Genomic DNA, 18,314 nt, shown 5'->3' with positions numbered 1-18,314 from the left:
ACTGGATTCCGTTTAGATCGTTGATACATACCCACTGGTTATCTGGGATATGTTCATCCATTTTTAGTCTTAAAGTTTTTAAGGCACTAGAACGAATATATAGTTTTCCATCCTTAGATTGCTTTACAGCAACCAAATCTTCAGAAGCATTTGAGTTAATCGAAATATTTAAAAATAGATGAATGAAATTAAGATCTTGCTCCTGCTCATTCGTTCCTACGTGTTTATATTTATTATCGTTACCAACAGATTTAGGAACACTCGGAACTGCAGTATTCGTATAATCTAGTAACTGTTCGGCAAAAGAATACGTAGGAAAATACGCAACACATAAGACACCTATAATGTATTTCATATAAGCCTCTTAAAGTGTGGTTTTCTTACCATTAACTGTTAGAGATACGCTGTATTTATGATTTGGTTGATAGGTAAAGTTACTAATCGAGTAACTTTTCGACTTCTCCGCAAGAATATAACCATTCACAGTATTTACTTTAATGGGATAACTTTTATTCGCTGTTGTATCTACAAGCGTTAAAGTATTTAACAACGCATGTCGGTTACCTATATTGCTAATATTTAAAGAAGGTGTGTTCTGGTTAACATCAATTTTCCAACTCAGTTTGGTAATCGCATCTTTATTTACTACAAATACAGGTAATGATGAGCGAAGTAATACATTTACTCCCTGAGCTGCTTTACGGCTATCAATTGGTTTGGGTAACTCATCAATAATAATACGATAAGTTTTTTCACCAGAAATAGGTTCTGGGTTAATTCTAACTACACGTAAGTTATAAGAGTCACTAGGTTGTAGTTTTAAAAATGGTGGACTAACTACAATCTCATCCGTAGGGATTAATTGATCTTGCCCAGCATTTTGTCTCCACTCAAATACACGCACCTGCAAATCAGCGCTTTCATTTGACTGGTTATATAAACTAATTGAAGCAGCATTTTGATTACTTAATATTTCTACATTTACAGGTGAAAGACGGATTGTTGCGGCGTTAATAGAGCTAGATAAAGATACGAATAATCCCGTAATAATAAAAATATTTTTTTTCATGATTTGCTCAAATATAACTTTTTTAATGTATTAGCCCTTTCAAAAGGGCTAACGTAATTCTAATTTATGCAAATTAATAAGTTACCGTTACAGTCACACTGTCAACATAGCTACCTGCACTTGGTAAAGTTGTTCCTGCAGGAATACGACCATACACATTTACAGTTTGAACATTACCAGTTCCGGTTCCACTGTAGGCTGTCGTTGCAATACCAATTGCTGTGGCACGTCCTGTGTCAGAGAAAAGGTTGTAAGGAATATATTCGTTGCTAGTCGCCCCGCCGATCATGCGACGTTGGGTTGATAAAACATTCTGACCACCATCAAATGACAAAGTCCATGGCACAGTATTATTACAAAGGACTTTAATTGAGGTACCACCAGTTGTTGTGGTATCTGCATCAACATTGCCAGCAAGTGAACTTAATGTACCAAAATCTAAAACGGCATTTGTTGTCGTGCCAGTTGCAGAGGTATTCAATACACAACTATTCGTTACTGTTGCTCGAACAGTTAATGTACCTGTTGCTGTAGCTGCATTTGCCGCATTGAGAGAAAATAATCCTGCAACAACTGCTGATAAATAAATAAAAGTCTTTTTCATGGCCAAAACCTTTTAAACTAAATTGTCGAATTAATAGATATAAAAAATTTAACCCTTATTCTTACAATCATTTTTATTTGACTGCTCTTTTAAAGCTTATTTTTTTATCCTACTTTCCAACATAATACATAAAAATAAATAAAATGCATGTTCACGTTATTATTTTAATTTCTAATCAATAAAACAAATTTACCTAAACTTATCTTACGGATACAAAAAAACAATATTTACAAAATATAAATATTTGATTTAAATAATTTTAATAAAAACACTAGAAAAAATATTAAGGTAAATTTAAATAAATATTTCAAAATTTAGCTAACTTTAAAAAATTAAATAATTTTCAAGAGCTAATTTATTATTTATCTCTTTAATTTTCATTTTATATTATTTCTTAAAAGTGCACCTTCAGAAAACTATTAAAGATCATAATTTATATAAAAATAAAATGATAAAAATTGATCTACAGATGAACTATAACAAGGATAGTTTTATTTATTTTAAATCTTGAATAGCTATGAGATATAAAAAAATAAAGGCCTCTTTAGAGACCTTTATTTAGTAAGTTTAAATAATTAAACGCTCAGCATGCTATTTAAAGTTTCAGAAACATTTTTCGATTTCACTTTAGGCTGCAATGCTTGTAAAGCTTGTTGTACTTGAGTACGTTGAGGCTCTGCAAGCGTATACCAACGAGATAACACCTGTAACAGGCGTGAACCTAAAATCGGGTTTTTCTCGTCTAGATACTCTGCAAGATTAATAAAGTGAGCGACACCAAAGCCCCAAGTATTTTCAGGATTATTTGACAAGCCACCACTTACCGCACGAATACGATTTGGAGTTGTTAAATCATAGTCAGGATGTTGAGTAAGATACTCAATTGTTTCTGTTGTCGCATTTGGGTTTGCAGCTTGAATCATAAACCACTGATCTAAAGACAAAGCTTCATCTTTAAAGCGATCATAGAAATCAGCAAGTGCCTCTTGAGCTTGAGGCGCATTTTGCCAAACCAATACACGTAGCGCACCTAATCGCTCAGACATATTGCCTGTGTTTTGATATTGCACATGTGCTAATTCAAATGCAGTTTGGTCGCCCTGACGCGCCATCATCATGAGCATGATATTCTTTAACGCACGTACACCCATCGCTAAAGAGAATTCTTTTTGCAAGTCTGGGTCAAGGGTAAGATAAGTATCTTTCCAGAATGAACCCAACTCTTGTGCTAAACGATTAAGCAAGGCTTCACGTTTTACATGAATATCTGCTGGTGCATAGTTCTGATCAATACGACTACCCAAATAACCTTCACTTGGTACATCAAACAAACGTGATGCTAAAAGTGGGTCACGGCCAACCAACTCAGGCAAAGTGCTCTGAATAGCTTGAATGTACGCATCTGCAGAATGGTCTTCTAGCAAAATACGTTCAAGTAAGGTTTGCGTTGCTTGCCACTGGTTAAAGCCGTTTGTTTCGTGTTGAATTAAGAATGCTAATTCTTCATCAGTATAATCAAACACAAGATTTACAGGAGCTGAGAAATTACGTAGTAGTGAAACAACAGGTTGCTCAGTTACCCCTGTAAACTCAATAGTTGCTTCATCTTGGTCAAACAAGTACACGCCATCTTTAACATCATTTACGAATAGGCTTTCACTACGCAATGTATATTGCTCCCCTGTTTGAGCGTTAAAAAGTGCTAAAGCAACAGGAATTGGAACAGCTTTTAAGTTTGGATATTTCGGATGCGCTTTTAGGCTTTGTTTAAAGCTTAAACGATAAATTTGTGCCGCTGCATCATATTCACCTTTTGCTTCAAGCTTTGGTGTACCTGGTTGGTTGTACCAAGTTAAGAATGCAGATAAATCGACACCTGAACCTGCAGATAATGCAGCAACCCAGTCTTCTACAGTTACGGCTTGTCCATCATGACGGCGGGAGTATTCGTCTGTTCCCTTACGATATTTTTCTTTGCCTAACAAAGTAGACATCATGCGGTTAATTTCCGCACCTTTTTCATAAACAGTCGCTGTATAGAAGTTATTAATTTCTACAAAGTGATCTGGACGTGGTGGATGCGACAATGGACCAGCATCTTCAGGGAATTGATGCGATTTAAGTACCGCAACATCATCAATACGTTGAACTGCAGCAGATTGTAAATCTTCAGAGAAAGACTGGTCACGGAAAACCGTTAAACCTTCTTTTAAGCACAGCTGGAACCAGTCACGGCAAGTAATACGGTTACCTGTCCAGTTATGGAAATATTCATGCGCAATCACAGACTGTACTCGCATAATGGCTGCATCAGTTGTGTACTCTTCATCGGCAAGCACACATGAAGTATTAAAGATATTTAAACCTTTATTTTCCATTGCACCCATGTTGAACTGGCTCACCGCAACAATCATATAGTTGTCGAGGTCATAAGCACGGCCGTAGTGTTCTTCATCCCAACGCATTGAATGCTTTAATGCTTCCATCGCGATATGGCATTTTGGAATGTCTTTCTCAATGGCATAGATTTCTAAAGCAACATCACGCCCTTCCGAAGTCGTATAACGATCTTTAAGAACAGCTAAATCACCAATGACACAAGCAAACAAGTAGCTTGGTTTTTTAGTCGGGTCTTGCCAGATCGCAAAGTGGCGGTTTTCACCTACCTCACCTGTTTCAAGCAAGTTACCATTGGCAAGTAACACTGGATATTTTTTGTCGGCTTCTACACGTGTCGTAAAGACTGAAAGTACATCTGGACGGTCTGGATAGAACGTGATTTTGCGGAAGCCTTCAGGTTCATTCTGGGTTACAAACAACTCATCTGCTTTATATAAACCTTCAAGCTGAGTGTTGGTTTCAGGATGAATAATGACTTGAGTCTGTAAAATGACTTCATCTGGTGCATCAGTGATCACCAGTTGTTCACTGTCGAGTGAATATTGTGCAGGAGTAAGATCTTGACCATTGAGCTGAATAGATTGCAACTCAAGATCACGGCCCAATAACACCAAGTCTCCAGCAGTTTGACGCTTCATGACTAATGTTGAATCAACAATTGTTTTGTCATCATATACTTGAATATCAAGATTAATAGATTCAACCAAGAACGAAGGTTTTTGATAATCTTTTAAATAAACTGTTTGATCTGCCTGAACTGGAGGCTGCGCCGCAATATTCATCTTTATTCCTTATATACTTTTCGGAAACCGTAGTACGAATTTTATGAACTTGATCATATACATTCATACATACCGTGTTTATTTACCTTTATAAAATTAATGGGACTTCATTTATACATTTCAAATTAGAATCGTCTTTTATTAGCACAGATTAGACCAAATTTACGATAATCGTTGCTTATATAATCAATCTATACAATAAAAATAAAACAACTTCAGCTTTTAACATTTTTTAGAGTCAGCTTACATTTTGGGCATGGTTCTTGCCTTCACTAATACACCAATATAAATATTTCAATCAGAACAAGAGGTGTCAGTATGGAATTAAAAGCACATTTTCATCGCTTAGAAAATATTAAAGCGATTCATGATCTAGATGCAGCAGGACTCGATCACCATGTGATTGCGGTGTTTTTATCTACGGAAGGTATTTCAATGACTGCTCAGGAGGTAACTTCTATAGTTAATACTTACGACGCTTTAGGTAAGGTAAAACTACCAAGTAAAAAAGTGCAGGCACTTATCAATGCCAAAAAGCTTGGACAGAATGATGAGAGCTTGCCGTGCCCTGTTTAATTTTAAATTTTAACCCCTTATGAAAACCTAAAATCATAATAAAGATTTTAGGTTTTCTATTTTTGCACCAAACAAAAAGACAATCTCAGCTATAGGCAATGCGGCTGTGTATAATAAGTCAATCATGATAGTTTTAAACGTTCGGAGCAAAATGGTCTTACAAATTCTACAGAAACAGCTAGATGAAAGTAGCCATTGTCCTCTCTGCCAAGCTTCAATGTACTGGGTAGATGCCGAGCAATTTGAACAAGACATTCAGTTTCATGAATGCAGTCATTGTCAGCACCGTGTATTTAAAGATACGAAAATGACTTGTCATTGTGAAACATGCACAAAACAACGAAAAAAGCTTTTACAGCAAACACGCCTACAAGAACAACGCCAGTTTAAGTCAAAAGAGCAACCTCAACGTAGTCTGGAACAGCTCAGTTTTTTGCATAAACTTTTTTTACTTAGCCTGCTCGACGACTATGCACGAGACGATATTGCTCATGACGAATACATTCACTGGGACAAAATTAAATATCAATCCATTACCCCGAACTGGATTTTTCAAAACTATCTGATTAAGCAACTCCATAAAGATGGAATTTTAAACGCCCAAGATCAAGCTGATGAACCTCAGTGCTTTTATTTAAACATTCGCTTGGACGGTTATAGTGACCCAAGTTTATTTAGTGTTGCCCAGCAATTACGCTACTGGTTTTATGAAAATTTAAGTCTTGGTATTCCGTTTCGTAGTGCTGATGAAGTAAAAGACGTACTTTTTCAGGTGCTCTATCAAGAGATTATTCAGTTTATGCAGTTCTATTGCCGAACTTGGGGCATTCAAATTGCAGGAAGCTCTAATTTTCAAACTTTTTGCTATCGCTTAATGGATTCATTAGCAATTGGTCAAATCTATTATCTGATTCAGACGGCACTCGAATATCTTTATAAACAGAAAGCCCTACAGCCGCGTAATGAAAAATTTATTAACACCAATTTGTTAAAGAAAACCTTAGAGCAATATCGTGAGAGAGCCTTAGCTGAAAAGTGGGAAACCTCAATGTTGCCTCGTCCTCACAATATTCCCTACAGTAAAATGAGTTATATTTTACTTAACCGCTTCTTAGGTTACGACGAACAGATCTTTGTACAACCTGTCTGGAAAGCATGGCGGAAAATTGAACCTCGATTAAACTTTTATTCAGTTAAACGCTGTATGCATTGTGGTTCAAATGATTTAAGTGTTGATTATGATGCGGCAGATTATGTTTCTTTGATTTGTCAAAGATGTAAGCATCAAGATCATTATTTTACTCACTAAATCTACAATCACTTTGGCTTAATAAGGATAATAACATGACATCAGCATCGACTTTGATTGAGCAGGTAATTGACGCTTGGCAAAACATGCAGGCAAAAACACCTCTTGTGCAATGCATTACTAATAGCGTTGCAGCCAACTATACAGCCAATGTCTTACTTGCTTCTGGTGCTTCACCTGCCATGATTGATAATCCTTATGAAGCAGAAAGTTTTACCAAAATTTCATCGGCTTTGAGCATTAACTTGGGTACGCCAACCTCAGAGCAAATGCAAGCTATGCAAATCTCTGCCAAGACTGCACAGCTCAATGGCATTCCATGGGTGCTTGATCCAGTCGGCTATGGACCAATTTTAGCTTGGCGTAGTCAAATGACAGACGAGCTTTTACAGTTCAAGCCAAGCGTTATTCGTGGTAATGCCTCAGAAATTAGTACGCTTGCTGGCAACCAAGTTCAATCTAAAGGTGTCGATAGTACTTTAAGCAGTGATCAAGCCTATCAACAGGCTTATGCACTATTAGCACATGCGGACTGTATCGCTATTTCAGGTGAGTCAGATTATATTTTATCTAAAGAATTAGACATCATTATTCAAGTAAACGGCGGAAGTCCATTACAGCCCAAAATTACAGCAACAGGCTGCGCTTTAGGTGCGCTAATTGCAGCATATAGCGCTGTGACGACACCAACTATTGCTGCTCTTTCAGCTCATGTTCATTTTGCGATTGCAGGTAAACTTGCTGCAAATCAAGCGCAAACTATGGGAAGTTTTAGCACCATCTTCATGGATTACATCCACATGCTAGATGACAACTTGATTGAGCAATATGCAGATATTAAGCTTTTAGAGATACAGGCATAATCTAGGTTATACCTGTATCACGCTAGACTCACTTTAAAAGTAAGTAGATATCTGTTCATTCGAAAGCACTACTTTTACATAGTGCTGATCTCTATTCTTGATCGAAATTGCGCTTTTTAGTGTTATACAACTTGCTTGAAATAATCTTCTCTTGGCATATCGACAAGCTCAACGCACAATTGAATTTCTTTATTAAACTCTGGGTGTAGATATTTTTTATTACTAAGCGCCGCTAATAACTGCTCACCCATAAGCTGTTTTTGTTCAGCCGTTCTTCCCGACAAAATATAGACCTTTGCATGAATATAAGCCTGTTCCAGTCCCAAACCAATCAAGAAAACATCATCTTTACGCGCGCGGCTTTTAATGTCTTCTGGACTAAATAGCTCTGTTTCAATCAGTGTGGTATTAATTTCTTCAAGTAATTGTTTTGCGTTTAATCCAGTTAAATTTTCTGAATAATCAACTACAACGTGCGGCATAGCCACCTCAATTTATATAATAAGTCATTAAGCTAATTAAACTTTATTCAATAAATAATAAAGCTAATCGGACCTGATCATATCCCATTCGAGGACTGGTTGCTTCAACAATTGGTCTTAGTTTGATCGAACCATCATCAGAAAAATGATCTGGATTTTGGCGCTTTTTCAGCTTCTTATAAATTTTTCGGATTTCTTCGACTACTTCTTCACCCGGATGGGCAACCGAAATATCTAGCTTTTGCTCTTTATGAAGTCGAGCCAAGTGATTAATAATCGTCGCTGGGGTTAAACCACGTTCATGCGCGATGTCTTCAATCTCATAGCCTTCTTCAAACAGCACACGTGTCTCATCTAAAGTTGCCGTTGCATAATTTTGCTTTCCACCTTTTGCGAGTTTCTTCTCATTACGAGAAATCTCAGTTTCATTCAAGGTGCCACCACAGTGACGAATAAACGCTTTATGCTGAGCCGTTAAATCTACATCTGCAAAGTTGTCTTCGGCCTCTTTTGAAAGTTCTTGGAAACGACGATCCGCTTTTACAGCTAAACTGTCTAGCTCTAAAGCTTGCTCGTTAATACCTAATAATTTTAGACCAGTTAAAGATTTTAAGCGTGACAATGCAACATAACCCTGACCTTTTTCAAAGGTGTTCATGAGGTTAATTTCAGCCGCTTCTAAAGTCATCCCTTGGCTTTTATGAATAGTAATCGCCCACGCTAAACGAAGCGGAATTTGCTGAAAACTTGCAATCACTTTGCCTGCTTCATTTTCAACGGACCACGTTTCAGGAGCAACCAGCAAAGTCGTGCCATCAGTCAGTTTTACTTTCGGCAGTAAGCCATTTTCGTCATCTTCCTCAAAGCCGATGACTTCACCCAAACTTCCGTTGATATAGCCCATATCAAAGTTATTTTTTACAAACATGACTTTGGCATGCTTTTTAAGTGTGAGTTCTTCTGGCGCACGCACTGAAGATTTTAAAGTTTCTAATAATTTTTCATTACCATCTAAAACAGCATTGAATTGATGCCCTTCATTATCAATTTCATTTAAGTGCTGATAATTGATGTTGTCGACATCCATATTATGCGTATAAAGACGAGTAAAGGTGTCACCAATATCATGCGAGCGTGATTGACGCAGTGCTTGTAAATGATCTGGTTGAATATTTTGCGCACGAATCGCGTTTAAAATCTGGTTCAGAATTTCATCGTCTTGACGGTGCTGTTCTGTTAAATAGCATACGCGGAATTTAGCTTCGACCCATGCATCTGACATAAAGCAGAACTTATCACGGTTGGCTTCACCATTACGTCCTACAGGCGGCAACTGGAAGAAATCTCCAGCCACAATGACTTGAATACCACCGAAGGCTTCATCGCTTTCTTTAAAATATTTTAGAACTTGATTGACCAGATTAAGCTGTTTCGCGTGTAACATTGAGATTTCATCAATCACAAGAACTTGCGCATTTTCAAGATGTTCCTTGAGATATTTACGCTCTTTCATGCGTTTTAGATCGTCGTCAGTTAACAGATCTTTAATGCCAATGCCAGCCCATGTATGAATGGTCATACCGTTCATATGTGTTGCTGCAATACCTGTAGATGCCGTAATTGCCACAGGCACTTTACGTGCTTTTAAGTATTGGATGTACTGATTAAGTGTATAGGTTTTCCCTGCACCAGCCGAACCGGTTAAAAAGACATTTTCACCTGCTTTAAGCAGTTTAAGCGCAGTTTCCTGTTTCATAATCTCATATGTACATCTTCAACAGCCCATAGCTTAACGATTTTCCCGAAAAAATTAAATGAATGTGCCAAACTTTCTAAAAAGCACATATAAATCAATAATTAAATCCCAAGTAATATTTGGTAGGTTTTTGGTAGGTAGGAAAATAAACTTCACATCACAATACTAAGGCCATGGTGAGGCTCACCTGTAATAACAAACAATGGATTTATGGAAGAAGGAATCACTCCATGGCTTTTAAAAATATTGCAGATCAAACAAACGGTTTTTATATTCCATGTGTATCACTCTTTGGACCAGGATGTGCTAAAGAAATTGGTACAAAGGCACAAAACCTCGGCGCAAAAAAAGCATTAATTGTGACCGATGAAGGCTTATTTAAATTTGGTGTTGCAGATCTTATCGCAAACTATTTAACTGAAGCAGGCGTTGCAAGCCATATATTCCCAGGCGCAGAACCTAACCCAACCGATATTAATGTTCATAATGGCGTAAATGCCTATAACGAAAATGGCTGTGACTTTATTGTCTCTCTAGGTGGCGGTTCATCTCACGACTGTGCAAAAGGGATTGGTTTAGTCACTGCGGGTGGTGGTCATATTCGTGACTACGAAGGTATTGATAAAAGCAAAGTGCCAATGACACCACTGATTGCAGTGAATACAACGGCTGGTACGGCATCTGAAATGACTCGTTTCTGTATTATTACCAATACAGATACTCACGTAAAAATGGCGATTGTCGACTGGCGTTGTACTCCACTTATCGCGATCGATGATCCGAAACTGATGATTGCAAAACCGGCTGGTTTAACGGCTGCAACAGGGATGGATGCGCTAACACATGCGGTTGAAGCATATGTTTCTACGGCGGCAAACCCAATTACTGATGCCTGTGCAGAAAAAGCCATCACCATGATTAGCCAGTGGTTACAACCTGCTGTCGCAAATGGTGAAAACATCGAAGCGCGTGATGCGATGAGCTATGCACAATATTTGGCTGGCATGGCATTTAACAATGCATCTTTAGGTTATGTTCACGCAATGGCGCACCAGTTAGGCGGTTTCTACAACCTACCGCACGGTGTATGTAATGCAATCTTGTTACCACACGTTTGTGAATTTAACTTAATTGCTTGCCCAGATCGTTACGCAAAAATCGCAGAGTTAATGGGTGTAAGAACTCACGGATTAACAGTGATGGAAGCTGCGTATGCTGCTATTGATGCCATTCGTAAACTGTCTTCATCAATTGGTATTCCATCTGGTTTAACCGAGCTTGGTGTAAAAACTGAAGACCTTGCGGTGATGGCAGATAATGCTCAAAAAGATGCATGTATGCTCACCAACCCTCGTAAAGCAAATCATGCGCAAGTTGTGGAGATTTTCAAAGCAGCACTTTAATACTGATGTAATGGCATATCCCTCTAGTAAGTCAAATCCCTCCGACCGTTGACTTACTTTTTTGGGGAATACTTAGCTCCAGCGGTATTCCCTTTTTTTAGAATCTATACTCCAACCTTTTCCAAACCTAATTGACAATTCGCCCATTTCATTGAAGGATACTCAGCATGTCTTAATTACAATAGCTCGATAAAAATGAATACATCTTCAGCTAATCAAACTTATGTTCCAGATATTTTAGGCACGGGCTACGAACAGCTCACACTTAGTTTTCCTGATGATTATGAAGGGAAAGTTGTAGCCACCTTAGTGCGTAAAAAAGCTGCTCAATCTACTCAAAAAGCCGTGCTGTATATTCATGGTTTTTTAGATTATTTCTTTCAAACCGAAATGGCTGAGCAATTCAATGCTCATGGTTACGACTTCTATGCACTTGATTTAAGAAAATATGGCCGCTCAAAGCTACCTCATCAAATTTTCTATAATGTGCTTGATTTAAAAGAATATGATGCCGAAATTACTCAAGCATTAGAGATTATTGGCGAAGAGCAACACACTCAGGTTTTACTCGCAGGTCATTCAACTGGTGGTTTGACAGCAACGCTTTATGCTGCCCATCATCCAGATCATCCTCTTATTAAAGCGCTATGGGCAAATAGTCCATTTTACGACTTTAATTTAAGTCTAGTCGAAAAGAAGTTTGGTATTCCAATGCTCAGTCGAGTAGGAAAATATCTACCAAAAGTTAAATTCCCAAGCCAACTCAACAAATGGTACACCACCAGTCTTCACAAGCAGCTCAAAGGTGAATGGGATTTTAACCTTGACTGGAAACCAACCTCTGCTCCTACAGTTCAACTCAGCTTTGTACATGCGATTCATACGGCACAAAAAGAGATTCACCGCGGGGTTAAACTAAACGTTCCCGCACTGATTATGCATTCGCACCAAACTAAAAACCCGCGCAAATGGGGACCAGATGCAACTCGAAGCGATGTCATTTTAGATGTTAAAGACATTGAGAAACATGGTAAAAAAATTAAAGGCGATGTCTCGGTTGTCTCTATTCACAATGGATTGCATGACTTAGTCCTTTCGGCCCAGCCAGTACGAGAACAAGTCTATCAACAATTGTTCCAGTGGCTGGATCAAAAAATTACTTAACTAAGCTTAGGTGAGTCAAGGTATTTCACCAGCAGTTGATGCGCAGGATGTTCACTTGGTAAGAGCTCCATAAGGCGTTCTACCGCATCAATTGCTTCAGGGAAATGAGCTAGATGCTTTAACAGTAAATCTGTTTCTTGGGTTTTAAAAATTGCATCGCTCAAGCGTGACTCAAGGCAGTCGCGCCATGCACATAAAAACGGACTTTCAGTTTTTGCCAGAAATACACCTGTGTAAAGCTGCAAAGCCGAGGCTGCATATCCCGCATCGAGCGCTTGTTCAGCTTGTAAAAAATCGGCTTCAACATGCACCAGCAAACGATATGGACGTGAACCAAGTAAACCACCCAAAATATCTCGTAGTTGAGACATTTCAGCTTTAAGCGTACCCATACTGACTTTACGTTCGCCATAGAGCGCCTGATAAAGATGCTCTAAAGTTAAACCATGCGGACATAGTGCCAATATGGTTAAAATTTCAATTTGACGCGGTGTTAATAACAAACTTTTGCCATTAAATTTAACTTGAGGCGTTGAAAATGCACGGATATGTAATTGCTGGCGCTGCTGCTCTAGCAAAGCAGATTGAATAATTGATGCACAACGTTCAGCCGCCAGGATTCCTAAACTATTATGGTTCTTCCATGTGGTTGATAAATCAACAACACCTAGCGTTTGTTTTGAGTATGGATCGATAATCGGTGCGGCATAACACACCCAATCATGAATCGACTCCATGTAATGTTCATTTGAAAAAACACAGCTTGATTGTTGAGTTTTTAAAGATAAAGCCAAGGCATTCGTACCAACAAATTCTTCACGCCATTGACCACCTTGTACAAAATGTACACGCTCAGCAGCACTTTGCATTTGTGCACTTGGTGCCGTCCAGATAATCGTACTGCCGATATCACCGACAGCAATTACCATTGAAGATTGCTCTGCAATATGACGTAAGTCGTCGGCACATTGGCTTAAAGCCATATCTAAAGCATTTTTTGAAGCAGTTTTTTTCTCGACTAATGGAGCAGCAAAACGCTCTTTAGGAATCGCGGCAGAAGCCGATCGTTCCCACGAGCTTGCAATACTTTGGCCGAGTTTGGCAGCGTTCTGAGGAGAGAGACTATTTTGCGTGCGCAGTTGATCAATCAACGTCCGTTGCTGCAATAAATCCTTTTTTGTGAACATTTGTAAATTCCTTATATATCCACATTTCTATTCCAACCTTTCTCCAACCTTCTTCTTTATATCCTAATTATACAAAGTACGAAAGTACCTACTGACAGGGTTCTTGTTAGTCTTTAGTCCTAAAAAGCAAAGGAATATTTATATGCGCTATATCGATCCAAATCAACCAGGCTCAAAAGTTCAATTTAAATCACAATACGAAAATTTTATTGGCGGTGAATGGGTGGCACCTATAAAGGGTGCATATTTTGATAATGTATCTCCTGTTGATGGAAAAGCTTTCACACGTATTCCACGCTCTAGTGCCGAAGATATTGAACTCGCTCTAGATGCAGCACATAAAGCGAAAGCAACATGGAATAAAGCATCACCAACAGTACGCTCAAATATACTTTTAAAAATTGCCGATCGTTTAGAAGCAAATCTTGAAATGCTTGCTGTTGCCGAAACTTGGGATAACGGTAAAGCAGTTCGTGAAACTTTAGCAGCTGACCTTCCGCTCGCGATCGACCATTTCCGTTATTTCGCTGGATGTATACGTGCTCAAGAAGGTGGCATCTCTGAAATTGACGAAGATACCATTGCTTATCATTTCCATGAACCACTCGGTGTAGTTGGTCAAATTATTCCATGGAACTTCCCAATTTTGATGGCAGCATGGAAACTTGCACCTGCTTTAGCAGCAGGTAACTGTGTTGTGATTAAGCCAGCTGAACAAACTCCAGTGGGTATTTTGTTGGTCGCTGAACTGATCCAAGATATTTTACCGCCGGGTGTACTTAATATTGTCAATGGTTTCGGTTCAGAAGTCGGCCGTCCTTTAGCGACAAACCCACGTATTGCAAAAATCGCATTCACAGGTTCAACTCAAACTGGACAAATGGTGATGCAATATGCGACCGAAAATATTATTCCAGTGACATTAGAACTTGGCGGTAAGTCACCAAACCTTTTCTTTGAAGATATCATGGATAAAGAAGATGACTTCTTAGAAAAAACGCTTGAAGGTTTTGCTATGTTTGCCTTAAACCAAGGTGAAGTATGTACTTGCCCTTCTCGTGCTTTAGTACAAGAAAGCATTGCTGATCAGTTCTTAGAGATGGCTGTCGAACGTGTAAAACGTATTAAAACTGGTCATCCACTTGATACTGAAACGATGATTGGTGCTCAAGCATCTCTACAACAGCAAGAGAAAATCTTACGTTGTATTAACACTGGTCGTGAAGAAGGTGCAGAACTCTTACTTGGCGGTAGCGGCCGTAAAGAAGTAGGCGATGGTTACTATGTCGATCCGACTATTTTTAAAGGTCACAATGGCATGCAAGTTTTCCAAGAGGAAATTTTTGGACCTGTACTTGCTGTGACAACGTTCAAAGACTTTGACGATGCAATTAAAATTGCCAATGACACCATGTATGGTTTAGGTGCAGGTGTATGGTCACGTTCAGCTCACATTTCTTATCGTGCTGGTCGTGCTATTGAGGCGGGTCGTGTCTGGACAAACTGCTACAACATCTACCCTGCACATGCTGCATTTGGTGGCTACAAGAAGTCTGGTATTGGCCGTGAAAACCATAAAATGATGCTAGATCATTATCAACAAACTAAAAACTTGTTAGTGAGTTATTCAACTAAACCAATGGGCTTCTTCTAAGTTTCGCACCAAGTTGATACCAAACTATCAACACTAGAAAGAAGTAAGATAATTAATTATATAAGAAGCCAGTAATTTAGATTGCTGGCTTCTTTATTTCCGATTGTTAAGCTTGAATTTTTATCATGTAGAATAAAAAAGCTCCATCTATTCTCTAAAGTGCTTCATTTAGGCATTGCTTTTGCATTGATCCATACAAACCCACTCGCAGGAGTATTGTATGAATCAACCAGAAACAGCTTCCGTCATTTCTTCAAGTACAGAAGTCTCATCAGCAGAATATTTTGCTCAGCGTCAACTCAAACAAGGTACCGTTGGTTGGTTACTCCTGATTGGTTTAGGCGTAGCGTATGTGATATCGGGTGATTTTGCTGGCTGGAACTTCGGCATAGCCCAAGGTGGCTGGGGTGGTATGTTTATTGCCACTGCACTCGCTGCAATCATGTACCTATGTCTATGTCTTTCTATGTCAGAAATGTCCACCATGATGCCGACAGCAGGCGGCGGTTATAGTTTTGCGCGTGCTGCCTTCGGTCCTTTTGGCGGCTATTTAACAGGAACAGCTATTTTAATTGAATACGCAATTGCACCAGCGGCGATTGCCGTATTTATTGGTGGTTATTGCGAATCTCTATTTGGTATTAATGGCTGGATGATTTACCTCGCTTGTTACGCCATTTTTATGGGTATACACCTCAAAGGTGCGGGCGAAGCCTTAAAAATCATGTTTGCCATTACGCTTGTCGCAGCAGTTGCTCTTGTTGTTTTTATTGTGGCAATGATTCCACACTTTAATGCACAAAATTTATTTGATATTACTGTTGGCACAGCAGCTGGTGCAAGTCATTTTCTACCTCATGGCTATTTGGGTATCTGGGCTGCAGTTCCTTTTGCTATCTGGTTTTTCCTAGCAGTTGAAGGTGTGCCATTAGCAGCCGAAGAAGCAAAAGATCCAGCCAAATCCCTGCCACGCGGTTTAATCGGAGCAATGCTCATCTTAACGGCCTTTGCCATGCTCATTTTATTCTTAGGTGCAGGTGCAGCGGGTGCAAGTACTTTGCAAAACTCTGGCGCTCCCCTCGTCGATGCTCTGGTTAAAGTGTATGGCACCAATACTTGGCTTGCGACTTTTGTTAACTTTGTTGGTTTAGCAGGTTTAATCGCGAGTTTCTTTTCAATTATCTATGCCTATTCGCGTCAAATTTTTGCACTCTCTCGTGCTGGTTACTTACCTACTTCACTCTCTTTAACCAATAAAAATAAAGCCCCTTATCTCGCAATTATTATTCCGGGTATTATCGGGTTCTTGCTTTCACTCACCAAAGAAGGTGATTCACTCATTTTAATCGCTGTTTTTGGTGCCACTATTTCCTATGTATTGATTCTTTTATCTCACATCAAACTACGCCTATCTAAACCCGACATGCCTCGTCCATATAAAACTCCTGGAGGAATCTTCACTTCAAGCATTGCTTTGGTTCTAGCAATCGCTGCTGTGGTTGCAGGCTTTGTTGTTAATCCGAAAGTTTGGTTTATTGCTGCCGCTATTTATGTCGTATTTATTGCTTACTTTTTACTCTATAGCCGTTATCATTTAGTTAAAGGTACACCAGAAGAAGAGTTTGCAAATATTAAAGCCGCAGAACAAGAACTATAAAAAAGGATGTAACTATGAGTTATCGCAATATTGTCGCCAATCAACAGTATCACTTTGCTGACCTAAAAACTTTGATGGCAAAAGCTACGCCGTTACGCTCAGGCGATGAATTAGCAGGTGTAGCTGCCAGAGATGCAACCGAACATGTTGCGGCACAAATGACTTTGGCCGATGTACCACTTAAAACTTTTTTGAATGAGGTTGTGGTCGATTACGAAACTGATGAAATTACACGACTAATTATTGATGAACATGATCTGGCAGCCTTTGCCCCTATTTCACACTTCACAGTAGGGGATTTTCGAAATTGGTTACTTGGTGAAGAAGCCACTGCACAAAGCTTAAAAGCCTTAGCGTCAGGTTTAACTCCAGAAATGGTGGCTGCTGTCAGCAAAATTATGCGCAATCAAGATTTAATTTATGTCGCCAGCAAATGTGAGGTAATTACCCAATTTCGCAACACGATCGGTTTAAAAGGCCATCTTTCTACCCGTTTACAACCGAACCACCCTACCGATGATGTGCTTGGTATTTCTGCCAGTATTTTAGATGGTTTGATGTATGGCAATGGTGATGCCGTAATTGGCATCAATCCAGCGACGGATAACCTACATAATTTGTCAGAGCTACTAAAATTGCTTGATCATGTCATTCAGGAATATCAAATTCCAACGCAATCTTGTGTTCTCACACATATCAGCTCAGGCATTCAACTTGCTGAAAAAAATGTGCCAATTGATTTAATGTTCCAATCAATCGCTGGTACACAACTGGCTAACGAAGGCTTTGGAATATCGCTCGATTTACTACAAGAAGGATATGAAGCCACACTCGCACTCAAGCGCGGAACCATTGGACAAAACGTCATGTACTTTGAAACGGGTCAAGGCAGCGCGTTATCCAGCAATGCACATCACGGCGTTGACCAGCAAACATTAGAAACGCGTGCTTATGCAGTCGCCCGTAAATACAATCCGCTTTTAGTAAATACAGTCGTTGGTTTTATTGGTCCCGAATATCTTTTTAACGGCAAACAAATTATACGTGCAGGTCTAGAAGACCACTTCTGCGGTAAGTTGCTTGGTGTGCCAATGGGCTGCGACATTTGCTATACCAACCATGCCGATGCTGACCAAAATGATATGGATGTTCTCCTTACTCTGTTTGGTGCTGCGGGCATTAACTTTATAATGGGGATTCCGGGTTCAGACGATGTCATGCTCAACTATCAAACCACTTCATTCCATGATGCCCTCTATTTAAGACAACTCCTCAGTTTAAAACCCGCTCCTGAGTTTTCAGCATGGCTTGAACAGCAAGGGATTTTTAAACAACAAAACTCTCAAATCTGTTGGGCAGACCACATGCCTGACCAATTCTCTCGTCTGCTCATGAACTAGGGAGAACA

General features: G+C 39.2%; 14 protein-coding genes and 1 pseudogene. 8 read left to right on the top strand and 7 right to left on the bottom strand.

The genetic code is table 11. The annotated features are described in order from the left end of the window. From J580_RS15055 to pepN, 4 genes and pseudogenes are all read right to left on the bottom strand, one after another. Window positions 1-355 (bottom strand): annotated as a pseudogene (locus tag J580_RS15055) (fimbrial biogenesis outer membrane usher protein); the annotation flags it as partial. A gap of 9 nt (window positions 356-364) precedes the next feature. Next, the gene (locus tag J580_RS15050; RefSeq protein WP_032004775.1) at window positions 365-1,069 is read right to left on the bottom strand and encodes a molecular chaperone; all 705 of its coding nucleotides are present in this window, start codon (window positions 1,067-1,069) and stop codon (window positions 365-367) included. Window positions 1,070-1,142: 73 nt separating this feature from the next. Further along, window positions 1,143-1,679 carry a spore coat U domain-containing protein gene (locus tag J580_RS15045; protein ID WP_206241022.1) on the bottom strand — a complete coding sequence of 179 codons (537 nt, stop codon included), beginning with the start codon at window positions 1,677-1,679 and terminating at the stop codon, window positions 1,143-1,145. 569 nt (window positions 1,680-2,248) lie between these two features. Continuing rightward, window positions 2,249-4,855, bottom strand: coding sequence for an aminopeptidase N (pepN, locus tag J580_RS15040; RefSeq protein WP_032004773.1), 2,607 nt, complete (start codon window positions 4,853-4,855; stop codon window positions 2,249-2,251). Between the two features lie 318 nt (window positions 4,856-5,173). On the opposite strand from pepN, the gene J580_RS15035 reads away from it, so the two are divergent. From J580_RS15035 to thiM, 3 genes are all read left to right on the top strand, one after another. Further along, entirely contained in the window at window positions 5,174-5,431 is a 258-nt protein-coding gene (locus tag J580_RS15035) for a hypothetical protein (protein WP_032004771.1), read from the top strand. 151 nt (window positions 5,432-5,582) lie between these two features. Then, window positions 5,583-6,740: a hypothetical protein gene (locus tag J580_RS15030; RefSeq protein WP_032004770.1), complete on the top strand. Its 1,158-nt coding sequence runs from the start codon at window positions 5,583-5,585 to the stop codon at window positions 6,738-6,740. Between the two features lie 35 nt (window positions 6,741-6,775). Beyond that, complete coding sequence (gene thiM / locus J580_RS15025; RefSeq protein ID WP_014207083.1) at window positions 6,776-7,603, top strand: hydroxyethylthiazole kinase; 828 nt, start codon at window positions 6,776-6,778, stop codon at window positions 7,601-7,603. Window positions 7,604-7,725: 122 nt separating this feature from the next. Here the strand turns inward: thiM and J580_RS15020 are convergent, their stop codons facing one another. Both J580_RS15020 and J580_RS15015 read right to left on the bottom strand, forming a co-directional pair. Continuing rightward, a complete protein-coding gene (locus J580_RS15020) occupies window positions 7,726-8,085 on the bottom strand; it encodes a 5-carboxymethyl-2-hydroxymuconate Delta-isomerase (protein ID WP_032004768.1) in 360 nt (119 codons plus the stop codon). 43 nt (window positions 8,086-8,128) lie between these two features. Next, entirely contained in the window at window positions 8,129-9,841 is a 1,713-nt protein-coding gene (locus J580_RS15015) for an AAA family ATPase (protein ID WP_032004767.1), read from the bottom strand. Between the two features lie 230 nt (window positions 9,842-10,071). On the opposite strand from J580_RS15015, the gene mdh reads away from it, so the two are divergent. Both mdh and J580_RS15005 read left to right on the top strand, forming a co-directional pair. Continuing rightward, window positions 10,072-11,244, top strand: a complete 1,173-nt coding sequence (gene mdh, locus J580_RS15010; RefSeq protein WP_004791599.1) for an iron-dependent methanol dehydrogenase — start codon at window positions 10,072-10,074, stop codon at window positions 11,242-11,244. A gap of 195 nt (window positions 11,245-11,439) precedes the next feature. Then, the gene (locus J580_RS15005; protein ID WP_032004766.1) at window positions 11,440-12,408 is read left to right on the top strand and encodes an alpha/beta hydrolase; all 969 of its coding nucleotides are present in this window, start codon (window positions 11,440-11,442) and stop codon (window positions 12,406-12,408) included. On the opposite strand, the gene J580_RS15000 is transcribed toward J580_RS15005, so the two are convergent. After that, window positions 12,405-13,595 carry a helix-turn-helix domain-containing protein gene (locus J580_RS15000; RefSeq protein WP_032004765.1) on the bottom strand — a complete coding sequence of 397 codons (1,191 nt, stop codon included), beginning with the start codon at window positions 13,593-13,595 and terminating at the stop codon, window positions 12,405-12,407. The genes J580_RS15005 and J580_RS15000 overlap by 4 nt on opposite strands. A 142-nt stretch (window positions 13,596-13,737) precedes the next feature. On the opposite strand from J580_RS15000, the gene J580_RS14995 reads away from it, so the two are divergent. From J580_RS14995 to J580_RS14985, 3 genes are all read left to right on the top strand, one after another. Then, on the top strand, window positions 13,738-15,249 hold the full coding sequence (locus J580_RS14995) for an aldehyde dehydrogenase family protein (RefSeq protein ID WP_002119354.1): 1,512 nt from the start codon (window positions 13,738-13,740) through the stop codon (window positions 15,247-15,249). 220 nt (window positions 15,250-15,469) lie between these two features. Further along, window positions 15,470-16,906 (top strand): ethanolamine permease, encoded by a 1,437-nt coding sequence (gene eat / locus J580_RS14990; RefSeq protein ID WP_032004763.1) that lies wholly within the window; start codon window positions 15,470-15,472, stop codon window positions 16,904-16,906. A 14-nt stretch (window positions 16,907-16,920) separates the two neighbouring features. Then, window positions 16,921-18,306: an ethanolamine ammonia-lyase subunit EutB gene (locus tag J580_RS14985; protein ID WP_032004760.1), complete on the top strand. Its 1,386-nt coding sequence runs from the start codon at window positions 16,921-16,923 to the stop codon at window positions 18,304-18,306. Window positions 18,307-18,314 lie beyond the last annotated feature (8 nt).

The organism is Acinetobacter sp. 1542444 (genome assembly GCF_000581835.1).
Lineage (GTDB): Bacteria > Pseudomonadota > Gammaproteobacteria > Pseudomonadales > Moraxellaceae > Acinetobacter > Acinetobacter pittii.
The sequence above is the reverse complement of the archived record's forward strand: the minus strand, read 5'-3'. Positions and strand labels throughout refer to the sequence as shown.